The sequence below is a fragment of the Sedimentibacter acidaminivorans genome (assembly GCF_017873955.1).
In the GTDB taxonomy this organism is placed as follows: Bacteria; Bacillota; Clostridia; order Tissierellales; family Sedimentibacteraceae; genus Sedimentibacter; species Sedimentibacter acidaminivorans.
On record NZ_JAGGKS010000002.1, the window covers coordinates 292481 to 311450 of the forward strand.

Here is an 18970-nt window from a genome sequence, read left to right on the forward strand (position 1 = left end):
GATGTTTGTTTGATGTGATTTTAGTATTCATCTAATCCCATTGTCCTGGAAATCTTCTGTCCTATATACATAGCATGTTCAGAATAACTTAGTAATTCTTCCCTTTCACATAGTTGTTCTGCAACCTCTACCCATTTATCTATAACTTCCTGAGGCTGATTAAGTATATTCAACTCACATGGAGAAAGAATGCCTTCCTGACCGAAAAAATGCTTTTTCTTAAGGTTAAATTTCTCCATAAAAGGTATTATATCTTTATGGTTTATAAAAAATGCTTTAGTAAATGAATCACCACTATAGGATTTTCCTTTTAAAACCTCATCAATATAAATCTGTTCAGTGTCCATAAGCAATAATTGAGGCATATGTTTCATCCCATAAATCATTTCTGCAAACATAAGAATAAATGAAACATACATCATACCACTATCTTTAAGCATTGTTATTGCTGACCTTAAGGCTTTAATTCTATCCCTTTCATCAAGTAGATGATACATTGGTCCCATAACAAATATATGGTCAAATTCTCCATTTACCAATTTATTAACTTCTCTTGCATCACCAGAAATTGCTTTAATTTTGACATTCTGTTCTTTTGATTTTTCTATTGCAAACTTTACATTTTCTGGTGATAGGTCTACAAGAGTAACATCGCATCCTTTCTTAGCATAATAAATCGAATAGCGCCCTGGTCCTCCGCCAATATCAAGAATTTTGTCACCTGGCTTTATATATCTATCCATCATACCAGTAGTTATTATGAATTCAAAAGGATGCCTTTCGAGTCTATTCCACTCCTTTTGTACATCTCCGTCATAATGCTCTTGTACAACACGAACACAATCTTCCATAATGATACCCCCCATTTATAATCTATTTCACCCTAAATGCTTAATTTATTCTCTAATTATAAAATTTCATCAACTAAAACACCTATTAATTTGATTAAAATACTCTTAAAAATTAAATTACTTTTTATTTCATCTTTATCATATAAATACGTTATTAGTCTGTCTCTGTCAATAAGTTTGGCAATACATTAATTTTATATCCAGAGATTTTCCATTTACCGCTTTTTTTGGTTAGTCCTATATATCCTTTACCGACATCTTCTTTTTCCGTTTTATCTTTCATTGATATAAACTTTAACTTTACTTCAAACATGTAACCCTCATTGTTAACATCTGTATCATTAGTAGTTTTAGATAAACTAAAATCTGTAACTTGCATAAGGTAATTTTCCTTGGCACATAGTTGGATTAAAGCAAATTTTGTCCTGCTATTTAAAAGTGTTTTATATGAATTTTCTGTCATTAAGGGTTTTATTTTTTTGTGCATTGACTCAATTTCCTCAATAAATATCTTAATGTCATTAGTTTTAAAATTTGAAATTTCATTAAAATTATCAATTTCTTTTGCATCTACCGTGTAAAGTTCTTTCGCAAATTTTTCAGCTACACTTTGTGAATCCTTCCCTTCAGAATTACTGCAGCCAATTAAATTAAATATAATTAAACATAAAATACAAATAAATTTTATTACTTTTCTCATTTCGACACCCTCCGAAAATATTATAATAATTCACAAAAATTGTGTCACCGATAACAGAAAATATTATAATTAAAGCCGAGTCTTTGGGTTTAAGTAATCAAAAACAATTAAACCGCATTGCTTGCAGATATATCCAGTAAAATCATTAGATGTAAACGCTCTACGGGATACCATAACATCTTCAGGATCTTTTGAATTCAACGATATTTTATGCCTCTGTTTGTTAAAAGCAACCAAATTTCCAGTTTGTAAATAACCAGTATTCATCTCAACTCCACATTTTGGACATTTCATACTTCACACCTCCTATAAAATCTCAGTATTCCTATAATTAATATCTATATCTTCATCTACTCAACTCAGCAAAAAAGCCATTATTTCTATTCAAGATAACTTTATCTCCTTCATCATCAGTTAGTACAATTTCTTCAATGGTTCCAGATTCGCTTCCATTTTGAAACCTCCTACCTCCAACTACTTTATAATCATTTAAATTCAATGAAAAAAATTTAGTTTCGTTACCTTCCAATTGGAAAACTGCTTTCTCTCCATTGATTGTATAAAAGCTAATTGCTTCAATGCCATCCTGTCTATATGAAGGTCTATCAATACTTATGTAGAAAGTCCTCTTTTCATTACTATAATTAATCAGTTCGAATTCAGCAGTGAATTCAACAAGTTCTTTATCCTTTGTACTATAATTAATACTGCTGTTTTCAGGGTTAAATGCTATGGATAATAATCCTGGAGAATTTTTCTTAATATTACTTACAATCAATCCTGTCAATAAATAAAATATAGTCATCAATACTATAAAAATCAGAAATACATGGATTCTGCTAATGTTCAAACCATTTATAACATATCTTTCTACTTCAAGTAACGCTATGATGAAAGGAATTCCAAAATATATTATTGTTAAATGAACGCCACTATTATCTCCTGTCCATGAGTTTAATCCTACAAATTCCACTATATAATCTCCTAGGGCATGAGTATACTTAGTTGTAATCATACAATAAAAGATAAGTGACATCAGTAATATTGAAAATCCTCCCTTTATTTTACTTTTCATAATTGTTGCTCCTTGAATTTGAATTATTTATTTAAGTTTTTGCCTCCTCAATATAATACCACGGAGGGTAATTTTATACCATTTACCCCTATTGTATTAAATCTAATTACTTAGCAAGATTTACGGTTCCAACGCTATTTAATAATGATTCGTTAATTCTCTAGACATTTGAATCATATTTGGTGGAACATATATATCTATTTTATGATTGCTGTATTCTGCATATATTTCTATTGTTTTTTTTGTTTCGTTAGATTTTTTTAAGTAAGGTATACCATATGATTCTAAAATAGAAATAACTATTTCAGCCTCTGCTCTATTTAATTTTGAAGCTAATAATGCTTTAGTACCATCATCAGGTTCAACATTAGATTTAGTATGATATCTCGCATAAAAAGGTGTTACACCAATAATGATACTAACCCAAAATAAATATAGTATTATAGAAAAGTAAGATAAATTGTAAAAGTAGTCAAAAAATAGATTTACAAAAACATTAATAATTAACGGAAGGGATATAGATAAGCTAAGAATTAACCTTGTTGAAATATTAACATAATTAATGGTATCACAGTAAGCGCATGTAATTGGGGCATATCCTTTAAGCCATATTGATTTAATAATATCCTTATATCTAAATTTATTAGAACACTCTTTACATTTTTGCATTTATCTAATTCTCCTTGTTATATAATCCACGTTATTATTTTATTTCCGTCAACACATTATTAAATTTGACTAATAGTGATAAAAAACTTTTTTCGTTTTCATTAATAATTTCCATTTGCAGCAATCATTTAAATGCAACATTACATGCCGAGTTAATACACTGGTATCGTATGACCTAAATCGGATACAATTAATAAATCTATTTGTTACTTCCATACCATTTCGCTTTGCAACATTTTGTGACGCAATATTTGTATCGCGAATAATTGAAAACACCTCGTCAGCGTTTAAAATTTCCCCTTGCTTTTAATAATATTATAAATTTTCTTTATTTGTATACTTTTTTAAAATATCATCAACTTTATCTCTATCATTATAATTAACCCTCAATTTAACTTCATGATTTAAATCATAAAACTTAGGTAATGTAAGCACTAAATTATAATACTCACCTTTATCAAATATCCTTCTTTTATAAACATTACTCCATTTATAGTCAATAATTTTATTCCAATCAATTATTGCAGAATTAACGAGTATCCCTTTCTTATAAATTAAATTTTTCTGAAATCCTTCATAAAAAAACAATATTGAAATCCATAAATTAAAATTAAACCAAAAAATCAAGTTAGGGGCATTATTGAGAAAATTTACTATATGATTAAGCTGAGTTATCATTGTATTTTGAAAAAAATATTCCCTTAATTCTTCCATAAATTCAAAGTTCAACAATTGAAACACATTACTAATATAATCAATTTTTAATAACCTATAAATATCTTGTGCTTCATAAATAAAACAAGTTATTGAAGCAATAGCACATATAAAATTAGCTAAACCAAATATAAAATTATATAGATTTTTATTTAAATAAATAATTTCTTCATTTATTCTATTTCTTTTATTAAATTCAATTTTAAAAATTTGAAACAATGCTAAAAAGACAATAGTAATCATGATTGCAATATATACCTTATATATCAATGTTTATCGCTCCCTAATTTATTCGTTTAACTAAACAATTTAACGATGTAAAAAATATTTCAAAAATCAATCGGTAGAACCTCTGACATAGAATAATCAAAAACTCAATCAATTTTTCATAAACTATTCTTCTCTTACTATAGAAAATACTTTTTCTGTACATATAACAGAAAGAGGAATGTTAATAAAGATAATTATAAATATTACCATTATATCTGTTATGGTATTGGATGGTACAAATTTATCATATATAAATCCTAGGATTTTAAAATTAATTATAAAGAATATGATGGAAATTCCCCAATAAACTATAGTCTTCTTCATTGCTTATTCCTCCTTTATTATAATAAGTTATATAAATTATTATAATATAACCTTATATTAAAATTATTTTAATTAATAAAAATGCAATTGTTGCCATAATTACAGATGGAAGAACTAATGTCTTCAGATAATAAGTAAAATAGTCTTTTATTGTATATTTTATTCTGTTTTCATCCAAGAAATTTCCAACCAATGACAAACATTCTTTTATTTGAGTTTTACTGACATCTTCAAAAACTATTCTATTTTTAATAAATGATATTTTTGATTTATCATCTAAATTATTATCTTTATAGTCATCTATTATCTTTGATATTTTATTTATATTTACTTTAACAAGATTTTTATCTATTCCTTTAAAACAGTAAATTTTATTCTTGTTTGAAATAATAGAAATACTGATTATAGCGAAAAAAATTAATAGCGCAACAGTTGTATATGTTTCCGTAGTTAACCCATTGGTTTTTAACATATTTTTGAAAAACATTGCACAATAAAAAATAATAAAAAATATGCTTTTATATGCTTCCAAAATAAAATTTTTCAGTTTAAAATCCAGTATTATTGATATAATTGTAAAACCCATTAATATAATTATAATCTCAAACATTATTCCAACCATTTTTTACCTCCAATTATAGCAATCAAATAGATACATAGTTATATTATAAAGTCATATAATAATTTAGATAATATTTTAAGAGTTATTATAATACAAATTAATAAATAGAAATAATTAAATTTGCTTTTATTAATATATTTTTCCTTTAACATTAGCTTAAGCATTACAAAACCCATTAGCAAATAGAATACATAGGACATAATTTCATGATAAAAAACTGCACTGGAAATAATTAGACAATTTAAGATAAAATTAATTTTATTAACAGCAAATTTGTTTTCATCTAACAAAAATTCCTTTATCCTGTTCATCTTTTTCACCTCAATCAAATAAACAAAGAGTATTTACATTATTGTAATATTATGTCTTCGCCCATTATAGTATACACCAAGCAGATGTAATAATCTACCAAATACTTACTTTTTATTTTATTTCTGGTATGCTTAATCTAATATCCATTAACCAAATCAAGAGTATTCTCATATACTGAATATGCTAACTAATTTAGCTGAATATTTAAAATTACAGGAGGCGATACAAAAATGGCTATCAGACCACCTATTTTGCGTGCAGGAGATACCGTAGGAATAGTTACCCTTGGAAGCCCACGGGATAAGGAAACAATTGATGCAAGGATACAGTTCCTTGAAAGTATAGGATTTAATGTAGTCGTGGGCAAATATGTTTATTCATCAGCAGGATATTTAGCAGCTACACCACAACAACGAGCATCTGATTTAATGAGTATGTTTGAAAACCCAGTAGTTAAAGCGATAATCCCTACAAGAGGTGGCGTGGGTGTCGTAGATATAATTCCATATCTTGATTACGGTATAATAAATCGAAACCCAAAAATTATTACTGGATACAGTGATATAACAGTTTTATTAAATGTCTTATACATATGGGCAAATTTAATCACTTTTCACAGCCTTCTTCTATTAGATTTCAGAAACACTACCCCTGCATATAACTTTGACCAGTTTTTTACAGCTACATCTACTATAGTTTCACCGAGACAGCTTGATAATCCTCCGGGAATACCTTTGATAAGCAGAATACCTGGTAATGTAACAGGTACTATCGTAGGTGGCAATCTTACATCTTTCGTAGATACTTTGGGTACTCCATTTGAAGTTGATACTAGAGGAAGAATTCTTTTTATTGAGGAAACTCATGAACCAATAACTCATGTATATAGGCTCATAAGTCATTTATTTCATGCAGGAAAGTTTCAGGACTGCGCAGGTATTATCATGGGAGAATGTACAAATTGTGATGATGCTTATGGCAAATCTTATGAGGATTTTATCAATGAGGTAATAGTTCCTTTTGGTAAACCTCTCATGACAAATTTGGCTTCAGGACATGGTATATACAAAATGGCTATTCCCATAGGTGCAGTTGCAAATCTCAATACTTATAATAATACACTGACGATTATTGAACCTACTGTAAGTTTATAGGTTTCTTTGTCATCTTTCTCTCATTAAAGGCAGATATTTAGGAATATTTTAAAAGCCCAAGACTACTTGAAAGTATTTTAAATGATAATACTTTCAAGTAGCCTTGGGCTTTTATTTGCAGTTTCTATTTTGTTAATCTAATCATACCAGCCACAAGGCTCTTCACTAAGACTTATATATATATTCTTAACCTGTGTGTAACTCTCTAATGCCATCTTATGTACTTCCCTGCCAAATCCTGATTTTTTATAGCCTCCAAAAGGAGAATGAGAAGGTACAATATTATATTCATTGATCCACATAGTTCCTGTATTGACGGCCTTTGCAACTCTTAATGCACGGTTTATATCCTTTGTCCAAACCCCTCCCGCAAGACCATACTGAGAATCATTTGCCATTTCTATAACTTCCTTTTCATCATTAAACTTAATAACTACAAGTACAGGGCCAAAAATTTCTTCCTGTGCAATTTTCATGTCATTAGTTACATTAGTAAATAGAGCGGGCTTTATAAAGCACCCTTTATCCTTGCCATCCTCAACAAGCCTTGTTCCACCATATACTAATTTTGCACCTTCTTTTTGCCCTTCCTCTATAAAACCAAGGACACTTTTTATCTGATTTTCATCAACCAACGAGCCCATCCTAGTATTTTCATCAAGTGGATCTCCAATTACAACATTCTTAAAAAATCTTATCAAACTGTCAACCACATCATCGTATACATCTTTATGTACAAATAGTCTTGAACCTGCATTACAAACTTGACCTTGGGCATATAATATTCCCAACGTTGCTCCTTCAATTGCCTTTTCCATTGGGGCATCTGGAAATATAATATTTGCAGATTTGCCACCTAGCTCTAATGTAGCAGGTATTATCTTTTCTGCCGCAACCTTTGCAACATGAATTCCTATATCCGTGGAACCTGTAAATGCAATTTTATCAATACCTTGATGATTGATAAGTCTCTCCCCACATTTTCTTCCAGAGCCTGGAATTACATTTAAAACTCCAGGTGGAAGTAGTGGCTTGAGTATCTTTGCCATCTCTAAAAGTGATAGTGGAGTGTTACTTGCTGGTTTAATAACTATTGTATTCCCTCCTGCAAGAGCAGGGGCAATTTTCCAGACCGAAATTAGAAATGGAAAATTCCAAGGCACTATCTGACCAACCACTCCAAGAGGTTCCCTGAGTATCAAACTAAAAGCTTCACTGCTGTGCTGTACAGCCGAATCCTCATGACTGCGGATAACGCCTGCAAAGTACCTAAACTGATCGACACCTCCTATTATATCCTCACGAGTTTCAATAATAGCCCTTCCAGTATCAAGGCTCTCAACACCTGCCAAAAACTCTATATTTTTCTCTAAAGCATCTGCTATTTTTAAAAGAAGATCAGACCTCTCCTTAGCACTAATAAGCTTCCAACTTTCAAATGCTTGTCGTGCACTGTCAACTGCTCTATCTACATCTTCTTCATTTGCTTTACTCACCCTAGCAATCATTTCACTGTCTACAGGATTAAAGGTTTCAAATGTTAACCCTGATATGGATGGCTGAAAGTCACCATTAATAAACAAGCCATATTCTTTCTGCATCAAATTTTCAAGTTGTTTTTTTATCATAATTATTTTATCAATCCCTTTTCCTTCAAGAATTCAGATGCTATTTTTTCTGGGTCCTCACCATTATCATATCTTAAATTTAAGGCAGTCATCTGAGCTGTATCTATCATTCCACCTAACTTGTTTACGGCCTCTAATGCCTTTGGATACTCTTTCAAAAATTCATCAGATAATACATATGCTCCACTATAATCAGGAAAGAAATGTTTGTCATCTTCAAGTGTAACCAAATTCATCTTTGCAATACGTGAATCTGTGGAATATGCAACTGCTGCTTGAACCTCACCCGTTGAAAGTGCTGTATACATAAGTCCATACTGCATTGGAAGAACTTTTTTAAAATTGATACCATAAGTCTTTGACCATCCTGGATATGCATCTGCGCGGGTATCAAAATTTGTATCCCCAGCTAAAAGCCAATCTTCTGCAACGGATGCTAAATCAGAAGCTTTTTTCAAATTATGCTCATCAGCTGTTTCCTTTGTCACTGTGAAAATATAAGTATTATTAAATCCAAGAGGCTCTCCCCATGTCATATCAAATTTTTCTTTAAAGCCTTCAGTAACCCTTTTGTAAGTTTCTTCAGTACTTAAATTTGGACCTTCATAGCGAAGAACTCCAGTTAACTGTGTACCAGTCCATGTTGGATATATATCAATTTCCTTATTTAGCATAGCTTGATGAAGAACCGACGAACCATTAAACTCTGTATTAACAGTCGCATCAAGTCCTGTGCTATCTTGAATTAATATTTTTGCCATATGAGCTAAAACAATCGTTTCATTTACATTTTGTGAAGCTACTCTCACTACCTTTTTTTCGCCACAACCTGTAAATATCATAGATAAACTAACAACCAACATAAGTACAATTATAATTCTACTAAGTTTTATTTTCATTTTACAACCTCCATTTTATTTGTTTTTTCATTGCTTTCAAATTTCTTTGATGCTTTTAAAAGTCTCTTTACCTTATTACTAGGACTTAAATATATCTGGAACTGCTTAAGCCCTCGGTCTACAAGAAGAGCAAGAAGCGTAGCTGGAAGTGCTCCAGCAAAAATAACTTCATTACGCAGTGATGCAAGTCCTGAGAAAATCAATCTTCCAAGTCCTCCGCCTCCAATTGCTGCGGCAAGAGAAGCAGTACCTATAATCCAAACTGTAGCAACACGAACCCCTCCTACTATAACAGGGAATGCAAGCGGCAGCTCAACCTTAAAGAGAATCTGCATATCAGTCATACCCATACCTCTTGCAGCCTGTACAAGAGCTGAAGAAACACCTTTAATTCCAATATATGTATTCTGCAAAACAGGAAGCATAGAATATAGTACGAGAGCACAAATAGCATTTTTGTTTCCTATTCCTATAAATACTATTAAAAAACCTAATAGTGCAATACTTGGTATTGTTTGAAATACGTTGGCTGCACCAATAACTATAGGTGCAAGTCTTTCATTTTTTGTAAGATATATTCCAAGTGGAATACATATTACTAAAGTAATCGATAATGCTATCAACGAAATAATAATATGCTCTCCAGTTAATAGCAAAATTCGAAGATATTGTTCTGTTAAAAATTTATAAAAAAGTTGAAGAAAATTTGGATCATTTGCCATGATATCACCCCTTTACATTTTTTTATTTATTGTCTTTTTACTAACTTATTTGTTTCCTCTTAAGTCTATCCATTGTAATCCTTGCCATTCCACTACCTGTTACAACACCAATAAACCTATCATTTTTATCTATCACTGGAACAGGAAGTGGTTGAGCTGATAGCATTTCAGCTGCATCTCTTAATGTAGCATCTTCAATATAAAGCTTCCTATCAATGATAAGTGCTTCTTTTATACTGCCTCCACGAGAAGAAACCTTTTTAACATTTTGCATGAGAGCCATCCCCATCCATTTACCATTTTTATTTACAACCTGAGCACTTTCCTTTCCAATGTTCTCCATTTGTTCCAATACAGATGAGGCTAAGAAATTGGGCAGTACATTAATAGCTGATTCCTCAACTAAAACTTCAACTGAATCATCAGGAGATATCTGAGAGATTCTATCTTGCCCAATGAAATTTTTAACAAATTCCGATGCAGGATTATTTTGAAGTTCATTTGGTGTCCCTATTTGCTCAACTTTCCCATGACGCATGAGGACAATTCGATCACTAAGCTTCAGTGCTTCATCTATGTCATGTGTTACAAAAATAATTGTCTTTTTAAGCTTTTTTTGCAAATCCATCAATTCATTTTGCAAATTTTCTCTACTAATTGGATCTAATGCACCAAAAGGTTCATCCATCAATACAACATCCGGCTCCGCTGCTAATCCCCTTAGAACACCTATTCTTTGTTTTTGTCCTCCACTCAGCTGTGAAGGAAGCCTGTATTTATATTTCTCCGGTGGCAAGCCTGCCATTTCAAGGAGTTCATCTACACGATTTTGAATCTTTTTTTTATTCCACTTAAGCAGCTGTGGAACTACCGCTATATTTTCTCCAACTGTTATATGAGGCATTAGTCCTGTTTCTTGAATAACATATCCAATATTTCTTCTAAGCTGAACCGCATCAACAGTTGCTATGTCACTACCATTTACATAAATTTTCCCCGAAGTGCACTCTGCCAACCTATTAATCATTTTTAAAGTTGTCGTTTTACCACATCCACTAGGTCCAATGAATACAACAAACTCTCCCTCTTTTATTTCTAAATCTAGTCCCTTTACAGCTGCTGTACCATCGGGGTATACCTTTGAAACATTCTCAAATTTAACCATCAAAACCACCACCCTTTATATAAAAATTTTATTATTATTCTTAAGATATTCTACTTTCATCATCCTGTAAATGTATTACTTTTCTAAAACTATTTAGGAATTCATCTACTTCTTCACGTGTTCCAACGGTAACTCTAATAGCATTAGGATATTCCCAAGCTTCACATGAACGAACAATAACACCCATCATTAATAGTTCCTGAGCAATTTTTGCTCCATCATAAGGCGTTTGAAAAAACACAAAATTAGTATGAGTATCTAAAACTTTAAACCCCATTTTTTCAAGCTCTAAAATCATTCTTTCACGATCTCTTTTAATATTTCGGAGACATTCTTCATAATTCTCTCTATCTTCATTAAGTGTTGATATAGCTCCAGCTAATGCAACACAACTTGCATTAAAAGGCTCACTTACTGTATCAATTGCCTTAATCATCTCAGGTCTTGCAATTGCATAACCCATTCTCGCACCCGCAAGACCGTAAGCCTTGGAAAAAGTACGAACCATAATTATATTCTTTTCCCTAACTATATCCCCTATTGCATCTGGAAGTATCTCCTCATTTGCAAATTCTGCATATGCTTCATCTAGCACAACCCATGTATGTGCTGGTAGAGAATCTAGTAGCAAGTTGTATGCCTCAAGATTAAATACTGTCCCTGTAGGATTATTGGGATTACAAAGCCATATAAGCTTTGTTTTATCTGTAATTGCATTTCTTATTCCATCAAGATCCAAAGTATAATCACTTTTTAATGGAATTTGTTTTATAACTCCACCCATGAGCTTTGATATTTCCTTATATAGCCCATAAGTCTCTAGAGGTATCAAAACCTCATCTCCATCTTCAATAAATGTTTTCGCCAATGTTTGAAGCATACCACCAGAGCCATGGGAGACTGCAATATAGGAAGTGTCAACTCCAAATTTCTCTCCAATTACTTCTTTTATTTCATTAAAGTTAGTATCTGGATAGGTATTTAAACTTTTAAGCTCCCTTTCCATAGCTTTGATTGCATTTGGAAAAGGTCCATATGGATTTTCATTTGAGCCCAACTTTATAATATTATCTAGAGCATATTCTCTTTGTACTTCACCAATTGTCTTACCTGGAACATAGGGATTTACAGTATATACTGCCTTTCTAAGTCCTTTTATATCCATTTATATCAACCTCCATTTACTGTTACATTTACTACAATTAAAGAAACACCTTCTATCTCAATTGCTTGTATTAAAGCCTCTTCCATCTCTTTTCCATTTGATACACTAAATCCTCTTATCCCATAAGCATCCGCAAGTTTTAAAAAATCAGGGTTTGAATTATCAACCGCGATATTTTTACTAAAATTCCTAGCCTTCTCATTTCTCCTTATTTCACCAAAGCCTCCATTGTCCCATACTATTACGGGAAGTGAAATTCCTTCTTCAATTGCACATGAAAGCTCCTGCATTGTGAATTGAAACCCTCCATCTCCCTCTAGTACTAATACTACTTTTTCAGGATTTGCGAGCTTTGCACCTATACCTGCAGGTAAAGCATGTCCAAGTGTCCCGAATCCTACAGGATGCAAAAATGTTCTTTCCATATACGATGGAAATTCACTTATCGCAACATATGAGGAGGTAGTCATATCTGTACATAAAATACCATCCTTAGGAAGGATTCTTCGAATGGCTCCCAACATTTCTTTAATAAAATCCATTGAATCTTCCATATCAGTAAGTGTCTTAAGCTGTTGACCTGTTTTAACAATTATCTCTGATATATTATGGTCAACCCCATCAGTCTCTCTATATTTCAATTTTGAAATTAACGCGTTTAAAACATCACGTGCATCTCCCTTTATTCCGATGTCAGCTCTATAGTTCCTATTAAATTGACCTGGATCTATATCAATTTGTATCAATTTACCATGTAAACTAAGTGGCACTTCCCACAAATCAGTGGGAGACAATTGAGTCCCTATCGCTATTACAACATCAGTTTCCATTAATTTATCTTTAACTGCACTAAAATGAAGTCGACTGCCAAGGCATAGAGCATGAGTTTCATCAACAATTCCCTTACCAGCAGTCGTCTGTATAACCGGAGCAGATATCTTGTTTGCTAACTCAAGAATCTCCTTGTCACAATTTACAGCTCCACCACCTACAATTAACATAACCGTTTTAGATGCATTAATCATATCTGAGGCCTTTATTATGTAGTCTTCATTAATAACAGGGTTAGAATTTATTAAATTTCTATTAGGAACTTCCATGTCATCTACTAATTCCCGTAGAATATCCATGGGTATTTCGATATGAACAGGTCCTGGTCTACCTGACATTGAGAGATAATAAGCTTCTTCTAAATAAAGCCCGATAGCATCTGCACTAAGAACTGTCCTGCTCTCCTTTGCTACTGACTTAACCATTATTGTAGAATTTTTTAGTTCATGTAAAAAACCAGCACCTTGATCCAAAAAGGTTGTTGGAACCTGACTGGATATAACAACCATCGGAATAGAATCATGAAAAGCCTGACCCATCGGTGTCATTATATTTGTAAGACCTGGACCCGTAATAACAAGGGCTACCCCAGGTTTTCCTGTAGACCTGGCAAATCCATCTGCCATGAACCCCGCTCCACTTTCGTTTCTAGCAGTAACATGGTGAATATTACTATCAATCATTGCTTCATAAATATCAAGATTATGAATTCCTGGAATACCAAAAATCGTATCCACTTTAAGTTTTTCTAAGGTATTCACAAGTATCTTTGAGCCTGTAATTTTATTCATTCTACCATCCTTATCTTCTTATTTTCTAATTCTTAACTATTATAAAAAATCAAAAGGACTACCTCAATTAATAAGGTAGCCCAGAAAATTAAATATCAAAAATATTCAAATCTAATAAACACCTTACAACGCTTGCGAAGTTAGCTGACGGATTCGGACTGTAAAGTTAGCCCTACCCACAATTGTGAGATTCACCCCAGAAAACCGGTTCCCCCGCTTCCTATAAATAAGAATTCAGCGATAAAAGTTAATTATATCTTTTTCTAATTATACCATAATAAAGTAAAAAAATCCAATTTAATTTTTATAAGTATTTTAGTGTTATTAAGAGTTATTCTAAGACTAAGTGATTTAGAATTGCCTTAAGACAAAATATACTGGTATACATAATATTTTCGATACTGACACCCTGTTTTTGTAATATTTGCTAAGCGCAAAACAAAAACGACGTCAAATTAACCGCCGCTTTTTCTAAATTAGTTTATTTTAATTTCTATCTTATCTGTTTTGCTTAATTTTCATTGCTTCATAAAACTTTTTCAAGTTATCTAACACACAGAACCACATGAACAGCATCCTGCACTTTTAGTATTTATATTTTAATTTACAGCTATACTAATATCATAATTTGTTATATAATGCAATAATATAAAATTTAAATTACAGCATATATGAGGAGATAATGATGGATAATTACAACAACTTAATACTTATGAAAAAGGAAAAAGAGACAGGTTTTCTTGTTGAAACAATAGGCTCATATGAAATAACTAAATATATTGAATATATAGATAAAATTTATGCCATGGAAGATGGCGATGTATATTATATCTATTTAACATTAACTACTGATGAAATCGAAGAAGATTGGAAATATCAAGGAGTTTTTGATTTATATAACGAAGAAGTTTTTTCAGATAGAATATGTGAAATTGAAGAGTTGCCTGGTTATTATAACCCTAAATGGATTGTTAAAATTGAATATTCAATTAATAATGAAAAAATGCAACAATTATTAAATGAACTTTTGGATATTCATGTATCAGAGTTGAAACGTATTATTCCTTTAATAAATAAAGAAGAATATATAAATGAAAACGAATAATATGTGAAAATCACGCTATATATATAATTCATTGTAAGCTTGTTTATTTTCAGTAAATTTAAACCTTATCAAACCTTCCACTATAACACCAGACTTTTATTAAGTGCTATTATTTATTGTGAGAAACGAGGTGAAATGAAAAATGAATACTTACAAAACATCAGAAGTCGCAAAAATAATAGGAATACACCCTAATACTGTACGTCTTTATGAAGAACTTGGACTTATCTCTAAACCTGAACGACAAATAAATGGTTATAGAGTGTTTACAGATTTTCATATTGAACAATTTAAACTAGCAAGAATAGCTTTAAGCATAGAGGTACTTCAAAATGGTTTACGTAAAAAGGTAGTTAATATAGTAAAATGTTCTGCTACGGGTAACTTTGATAGAGCTATCTACCTTACATACAATTATTTGCAACAGATACAAGATGAACAAAACAATGCAGAGGAAGCCATAGTAAGTGTAACTCAACTGTTATATAATAACCAAGAATTTAATCTTTTAACCTTAAAAAGGAAAGAGGCTGCAGAATATTTGCATGTTTCCATGGATGCTTTGAGAAATTGGGAAATGAACGGTCTGTTAACTGTTAAACGTAGGGAAAATGGTTATCGAATATATACAGATGAAGATATTAAACGATTGAAAATAATACGTTCGCTTCGTTGTGCTAATTATTCTCTTGAAGCTATCTTACGAATGTTGAATGCCCTATCCCATAATCCTAAAATAAATATAAAAAAAGTCCTTGATACACCAAAAGAGAGTGATAATATTATATCTGTATGCGATAAATTAATTACTTCATTGAAAGATGCTGAATATAACGCACAAATAATGCTGCTTCATATTAATCGTATGAAAGATAAATTTTAAACCCTACACTTTAACACCAACCCTTGGGTTGGTGTTATTCTTTTTTTGTAAATAGGTCAAAGGAGGAATTTAAAAAATGCAGACGACAATTGAAGTCGAAAAACTTAGTAAATCTTACAATGGATTAGTAGCAATCGAAAATGTTAACATTTCAATCAGCCCAGGTATGGTGTTCGGCCTTCTTGGAGCTAACGGAGCAGGAAAAAGTACAACGATAGAGTGTATTTTAGGTACGAAGAAACAAGATAGTGGAACAGTATCCATTTTAGGTATGTGTCCACAAACAGACCGCAAAAAATTGTTTGAAGAAGTTGGTATTCAATTTCAAGAAGCAAATTATCAAGACAAAATAACAGTAGGTGAACTTTGCGAAGTCACCCAATCCCTTTATAAAACAGCAGCAGATTACCACGACTTGCTAAAACAATTTGGACTTTTGGATAAAACAAAAAGCCCTGTTAGTGAACTTTCAGGAGGGCAAAGACAACGACTGTTCATTATTCTTGCCCTCATTCCAAAACCCAAAGTTGTCTTTTTAGACGAACTGACAACGGGACTTGACGCAAAAGCAAGGCGGGACGTTTGGAAAAGCCTTTCGAATTTGAAAGAAAAAGGACTAACTATACTTTTGACCTCTCATTTTATGGACGAGGTTGAGGTCTTATGTGACAAAATCTGTATTCTTAAAAAAGGAAAAACTGTATTCTACGGTACAATAGCAGAAGCAATAGCTTCAAGTCCTTTTGATAAATTTGAGGACGCTTATCTTTGGTACTCAGACGAGGAGGAAAAAGAAAATGAAAACATTTAATACAATGCTCAAAACGGAACTTAAACTATCTTTGCGGGGAATGGATATGTTTATCTTCGCAATTTGCATGCCCATTGTGGTGTTGATTATTCTAGGAGTTATTTATGGAAACAAACCTGCTTACGACGATGCGGAATATAGTTTTTTAGCACAGTCGTTTGGCGCAATCTCTACAATTGCAATATGTGCAGGTGGTGTTATGGGACTTCCTTTAGTAATATCAGATTATAGGCACAAAAAAATCTTAAAACGATTTAAGGTAACACCCACAAGTCCTTCTGTAATTTTAACGGTACAGGTAACAATTTATACGATTTACTCCCTCGTTTCACTTGTTCTTGTCTATGCAGTAGCAAAATATTTTTTTGGGTATCAGTTAAATGGTTCTTGGTTTCAATTTGGGTGTGGTTACCTTTTAGTTATGGTATCAATGTTCAGCATTGGTATGGCGGTAGGTGGTATCGCACCAAATTCCAAAATAGCAAGTGTTATCGCAAGTATATTATATTTTCCTATGCTTATTTTTTCAGGAGCAACATTGCCATATGAAGTCATGCCGACAGCACTTCAAAAGGTTGCTGATATTCTACCATTAACACAAGGGATAAAACTTCTAAAAGCAGCTTCACTTGGTTTATCCATAGACGGGGTTATATTTCCGATTATTGTAATGATTAGTCTTGCGGTAATCTGTATTATTATTTCTATTAAATTTTTTAAGTGGGAATAAATTGATATAGTATAAAAAAATATTTGATGTTCAGTAAAAAGTACTATTCAAAAAAAACTTTTTAAGTCTTTCTATGAATAGTACTTTTTTAGTATGTCTTTTTATCTACATATATAAGTCCCCTATATTAGTTTAGGTAAAGTATTAGCTCCGTGTGGCATTAAATATGTTTTTAAGTTTTCGCCCTTTAATTTTTTTGCTAATTCTAAAGCTTCATCTATGGTTTTAACTACAGATATATTTGCCATTGATAAATCCTCTGGATTCATAGAAGATAATAAAATCATATTAGTTTTAGATGCAACTTCACTAACATAGTATCCTATATATTTTGCTATTGAATAATCTCTTCGCAATTCTATTTCTCTGTCCACCACATTATCAAAATCCTGTGTAATCTTTCTTATTACTTCATTTCCAAAACCATCACTGCATTCACTTAGAAGAATCATTACTCCACCATCTTTAATTGCCTCTCTAGCATTAATTACAGTTTTGATAGTTTGGTAAAAGTTTATATCTTTTGGATATCCCCCTGCAGTTGCTATTACCATATCAGCTTTTTCGTTGATAGGTATCCCATCTATTTTATTAACTATTTCGCAACCTTTTTCATGGGCTTTAATATAGTTTCCTGCTACAGCATGTGCAATATTTCCATTAGAATCCATAATTACATTAAACATGAAGGAAGGTTTAACAAAGTTTACTGCCTCTAGCATGTCTTCATGTATTGGATTGTTTAATACCTTACCACTTTTAGTTTCGGGATTTGATCCACTTCCCATTTCAGGGTTTAATGACATTGAATGGTTTTTCATTATGGTTTCATAACCAGCTATGCCAGGGAGTATAGATTTCTTTCCTCCACCCCATCCAACTAACAAATGAAAAACTATTGCTCCGGTAATAACTATATGGTCACATTCCATAGCCATTTTATTTATCTTCACTGGAGTTCCATAGCTTGTTTCCCCAAGATATACTAAATTATCTTCATCAGTACTTACATGATCAATAACTTTGAATCTATCTGCAAGTTTTTCTCCCAATAGCACTCTATGCTCTTCCTCACTTTGCTTTCTATGAGAGCCTGTAGCAGATATAAATATAATATCCTCGTCCCTAACTCCACCTTTATTAAGCTCTCTAACTATATAATAAAGGTAAGTACCCATCTTCTGCCAAGCTCTTGTTATGTCAGAAATAACTAGACATACTCGTTCTCCTGGTTTAACAATTTTCGAAAGTTTTGCACTATCAATAGGATTTTCTAAAGCATCAAGTATTACCTCTTCCTCAGTTTTATTATCATCCATAGCATTACTTTCAATAATTCCAAGTAAGTTTTCATCAGGTATTTTAATTTCAACTTTTTCTCTTCCATATTTCATTTTGTAATTCATAGGTATACTTCCTCCCTGTAATGTTTCGTATTGAAAGTTGTTAATAATATTCCAATAGTATATAAAAAATTTTATATACTAATAAATACTCTTTAATCCGATTTTTATATATCATACTACAAAATTTAAATTTACGAAACTTT

20 protein-coding genes, 1 pseudogene and 1 riboswitch are annotated in these 18970 nt (G+C 31.7%); of the genes and pseudogenes, 5 read left to right on the top strand and 16 right to left on the bottom strand.

The genetic code is table 11. The features are described from left to right. Positions 1–20: 20 nt before the first annotated feature. The 9 genes and pseudogenes from J2Z76_RS04695 to J2Z76_RS04730 all read right to left on the bottom strand — a co-directional run bounded on the left by J2Z76_RS04695 (position 21) and on the right by J2Z76_RS04730 (position 5225). Positions 21–851, bottom strand: coding sequence for a class I SAM-dependent methyltransferase (locus J2Z76_RS04695; protein WP_209510844.1), 831 nt, complete (start codon positions 849–851; stop codon positions 21–23). A gap of 154 nt (positions 852–1005) precedes the next feature. Continuing rightward, on the bottom strand, positions 1006–1551 hold the full coding sequence (locus tag J2Z76_RS04700) for a hypothetical protein (protein WP_209510845.1): 546 nt from the start codon (positions 1549–1551) through the stop codon (positions 1006–1008). A 69-nt stretch (positions 1552–1620) separates the two neighbouring features. Next, complete coding sequence (locus J2Z76_RS04705) at positions 1621–1845, bottom strand: PF20097 family protein (RefSeq protein WP_209510846.1); 225 nt, start codon at positions 1843–1845, stop codon at positions 1621–1623. Positions 1846–1897: 52 nt separating this feature from the next. Beyond that, positions 1898–2626 (bottom strand): hypothetical protein, encoded by a 729-nt coding sequence (locus J2Z76_RS04710; protein WP_209510847.1) that lies wholly within the window; start codon positions 2624–2626, stop codon positions 1898–1900. Positions 2627–2764: 138 nt separating this feature from the next. Beyond that, positions 2765–3295, bottom strand: a complete 531-nt coding sequence (locus J2Z76_RS04715) for a TIGR04104 family putative zinc finger protein (RefSeq protein ID WP_209510848.1) — start codon at positions 3293–3295, stop codon at positions 2765–2767. 69 nt (positions 3296–3364) lie between these two features. After that, positions 3365–3592 (bottom strand): annotated as a pseudogene (locus J2Z76_RS16575) (hypothetical protein); the annotation flags it as partial. A gap of 18 nt (positions 3593–3610) precedes the next feature. Next, positions 3611–4279: a hypothetical protein gene (locus J2Z76_RS04720; RefSeq protein WP_209510849.1), complete on the bottom strand. Its 669-nt coding sequence runs from the start codon at positions 4277–4279 to the stop codon at positions 3611–3613. Positions 4280–4402: 123 nt separating this feature from the next. Continuing rightward, complete coding sequence (locus J2Z76_RS04725) at positions 4403–4603, bottom strand: hypothetical protein (RefSeq protein WP_209510850.1); 201 nt, start codon at positions 4601–4603, stop codon at positions 4403–4405. Positions 4604–4655: 52 nt separating this feature from the next. Next, positions 4656–5225, bottom strand: coding sequence for a hypothetical protein (locus tag J2Z76_RS04730; protein ID WP_209510851.1), 570 nt, complete (start codon positions 5223–5225; stop codon positions 4656–4658). A 542-nt stretch (positions 5226–5767) separates the two neighbouring features. Between J2Z76_RS04730 and J2Z76_RS04735 the strand changes: the two genes are divergently transcribed. Next, positions 5768–6691 (top strand): S66 peptidase family protein, encoded by a 924-nt coding sequence (locus tag J2Z76_RS04735; RefSeq protein ID WP_209510852.1) that lies wholly within the window; start codon positions 5768–5770, stop codon positions 6689–6691. Between the two features lie 137 nt (positions 6692–6828). Here J2Z76_RS04735 and J2Z76_RS04740 read toward each other — a convergent pair whose 3' ends face one another. Genes J2Z76_RS04740 through J2Z76_RS04765 form a run of 6 tightly spaced genes read right to left on the bottom strand, consistent with a single transcriptional unit; the run spans position 6829 to position 13892 of the window. Next, on the bottom strand, positions 6829–8319 hold the full coding sequence (locus tag J2Z76_RS04740; protein WP_245210322.1) for an aldehyde dehydrogenase family protein: 1491 nt from the start codon (positions 8317–8319) through the stop codon (positions 6829–6831). A 2-nt stretch (positions 8320–8321) separates the two neighbouring features. After that, positions 8322–9218, bottom strand: coding sequence for an ABC transporter substrate-binding protein (locus J2Z76_RS04745; protein WP_209510853.1), 897 nt, complete (start codon positions 9216–9218; stop codon positions 8322–8324). After that, positions 9215–9940: an ABC transporter permease gene (locus J2Z76_RS04750; RefSeq protein WP_209510854.1), complete on the bottom strand. Its 726-nt coding sequence runs from the start codon at positions 9938–9940 to the stop codon at positions 9215–9217. Before J2Z76_RS04750 ends, J2Z76_RS04745 begins: the two co-directional genes overlap by 4 nt. Positions 9941–9980: 40 nt before the next feature. After that, complete coding sequence (locus tag J2Z76_RS04755) at positions 9981–11105, bottom strand: ABC transporter ATP-binding protein (RefSeq protein WP_209510855.1); 1125 nt, start codon at positions 11103–11105, stop codon at positions 9981–9983. A 40-nt stretch (positions 11106–11145) separates the two neighbouring features. Beyond that, positions 11146–12270 carry a histidinol-phosphate transaminase gene (hisC, locus tag J2Z76_RS04760; RefSeq protein ID WP_209510856.1) on the bottom strand — a complete coding sequence of 375 codons (1125 nt, stop codon included), beginning with the start codon at positions 12268–12270 and terminating at the stop codon, positions 11146–11148. A 5-nt stretch (positions 12271–12275) separates the two neighbouring features. Beyond that, complete coding sequence (locus J2Z76_RS04765) at positions 12276–13892, bottom strand: thiamine pyrophosphate-binding protein (RefSeq protein ID WP_209510857.1); 1617 nt, start codon at positions 13890–13892, stop codon at positions 12276–12278. 114 nt (positions 13893–14006) lie between these two features. Beyond that, a riboswitch (cyclic di-AMP (ydaO/yuaA leader) is annotated at positions 14007–14142 on the bottom strand. A 435-nt stretch (positions 14143–14577) separates the two neighbouring features. On the opposite strand from J2Z76_RS04765, the gene J2Z76_RS04770 reads away from it, so the two are divergent. The 4 genes from J2Z76_RS04770 (at position 14578) to J2Z76_RS04785 (ending at position 17421) form a co-directional block, all read left to right on the top strand. Further along, positions 14578–14997, top strand: coding sequence for a DUF6762 family protein (locus J2Z76_RS04770; RefSeq protein WP_209510858.1), 420 nt, complete (start codon positions 14578–14580; stop codon positions 14995–14997). Between the two features lie 142 nt (positions 14998–15139). Next, the gene (locus J2Z76_RS04775; RefSeq protein WP_209510859.1) at positions 15140–15880 is read left to right on the top strand and encodes a MerR family transcriptional regulator; all 741 of its coding nucleotides are present in this window, start codon (positions 15140–15142) and stop codon (positions 15878–15880) included. A 76-nt stretch (positions 15881–15956) separates the two neighbouring features. Next, positions 15957–16691 (top strand): ABC transporter ATP-binding protein, encoded by a 735-nt coding sequence (locus tag J2Z76_RS04780; protein WP_209510860.1) that lies wholly within the window; start codon positions 15957–15959, stop codon positions 16689–16691. Next, positions 16678–17421 (top strand): ABC transporter permease, encoded by a 744-nt coding sequence (locus J2Z76_RS04785; protein WP_209510861.1) that lies wholly within the window; start codon positions 16678–16680, stop codon positions 17419–17421. Before J2Z76_RS04780 ends, J2Z76_RS04785 begins: the two co-directional genes overlap by 14 nt. 122 nt (positions 17422–17543) lie before the next feature. On the opposite strand, the gene J2Z76_RS04790 is transcribed toward J2Z76_RS04785, so the two are convergent. Continuing rightward, complete coding sequence (locus J2Z76_RS04790) at positions 17544–18827, bottom strand: lactate racemase domain-containing protein (RefSeq protein WP_209510862.1); 1284 nt, start codon at positions 18825–18827, stop codon at positions 17544–17546. Between the last annotated feature and the right edge of the window lie 143 nt (positions 18828–18970).

Coding starts and splice junctions, on each gene's coding strand:
- hisC (WP_209510856.1), bottom strand. CDS start 12,270: ATGGATATAAAAGGACTTAGAAAGGCAGTATATACTGTAAATCCCTAT.
- J2Z76_RS04695 (WP_209510844.1), bottom strand. CDS start 851: ATGGAAGATTGTGTTCGTGTTGTACAAGAGCATTATGACGGAGATGTA.
- J2Z76_RS04780 (WP_209510860.1), top strand. CDS start 15,957: ATGCAGACGACAATTGAAGTCGAAAAACTTAGTAAATCTTACAATGGA.
- J2Z76_RS04705 (WP_209510846.1), bottom strand. CDS start 1,845: ATGAAATGTCCAAAATGTGGAGTTGAGATGAATACTGGTTATTTACAA.
- J2Z76_RS04755 (WP_209510855.1), bottom strand. CDS start 11,105: ATGGTTAAATTTGAGAATGTTTCAAAGGTATACCCCGATGGTACAGCA.
- J2Z76_RS04765 (WP_209510857.1), bottom strand. CDS start 13,892: ATGAATAAAATTACAGGCTCAAAGATACTTGTGAATACCTTAGAAAAA.
- J2Z76_RS04735 (WP_209510852.1), top strand. CDS start 5,768: ATGGCTATCAGACCACCTATTTTGCGTGCAGGAGATACCGTAGGAATA.
- J2Z76_RS04730 (WP_209510851.1), bottom strand. CDS start 5,225: ATGGTTGGAATAATGTTTGAGATTATAATTATATTAATGGGTTTTACA.
- J2Z76_RS04740 (WP_245210322.1), bottom strand. CDS start 8,319: ATGATAAAAAAACAACTTGAAAATTTGATGCAGAAAGAATATGGCTTG.
- J2Z76_RS04785 (WP_209510861.1), top strand. CDS start 16,678: ATGAAAACATTTAATACAATGCTCAAAACGGAACTTAAACTATCTTTG.
- J2Z76_RS04745 (WP_209510853.1), bottom strand. CDS start 9,218: ATGAAAATAAAACTTAGTAGAATTATAATTGTACTTATGTTGGTTGTT.
- J2Z76_RS04715 (WP_209510848.1), bottom strand. CDS start 3,295: ATGCAAAAATGTAAAGAGTGTTCTAATAAATTTAGATATAAGGATATT.
- J2Z76_RS04750 (WP_209510854.1), bottom strand. CDS start 9,940: ATGGCAAATGATCCAAATTTTCTTCAACTTTTTTATAAATTTTTAACA.
- J2Z76_RS04725 (WP_209510850.1), bottom strand. CDS start 4,603: ATGAAGAAGACTATAGTTTATTGGGGAATTTCCATCATATTCTTTATA.
- J2Z76_RS04700 (WP_209510845.1), bottom strand. CDS start 1,551: ATGAGAAAAGTAATAAAATTTATTTGTATTTTATGTTTAATTATATTT.
- J2Z76_RS04710 (WP_209510847.1), bottom strand. CDS start 2,626: ATGAAAAGTAAAATAAAGGGAGGATTTTCAATATTACTGATGTCACTT.
- J2Z76_RS04770 (WP_209510858.1), top strand. CDS start 14,578: ATGGATAATTACAACAACTTAATACTTATGAAAAAGGAAAAAGAGACA.
- J2Z76_RS04790 (WP_209510862.1), bottom strand. CDS start 18,827: ATGAATTACAAAATGAAATATGGAAGAGAAAAAGTTGAAATTAAAATA.
- J2Z76_RS04775 (WP_209510859.1), top strand. CDS start 15,140: ATGAATACTTACAAAACATCAGAAGTCGCAAAAATAATAGGAATACAC.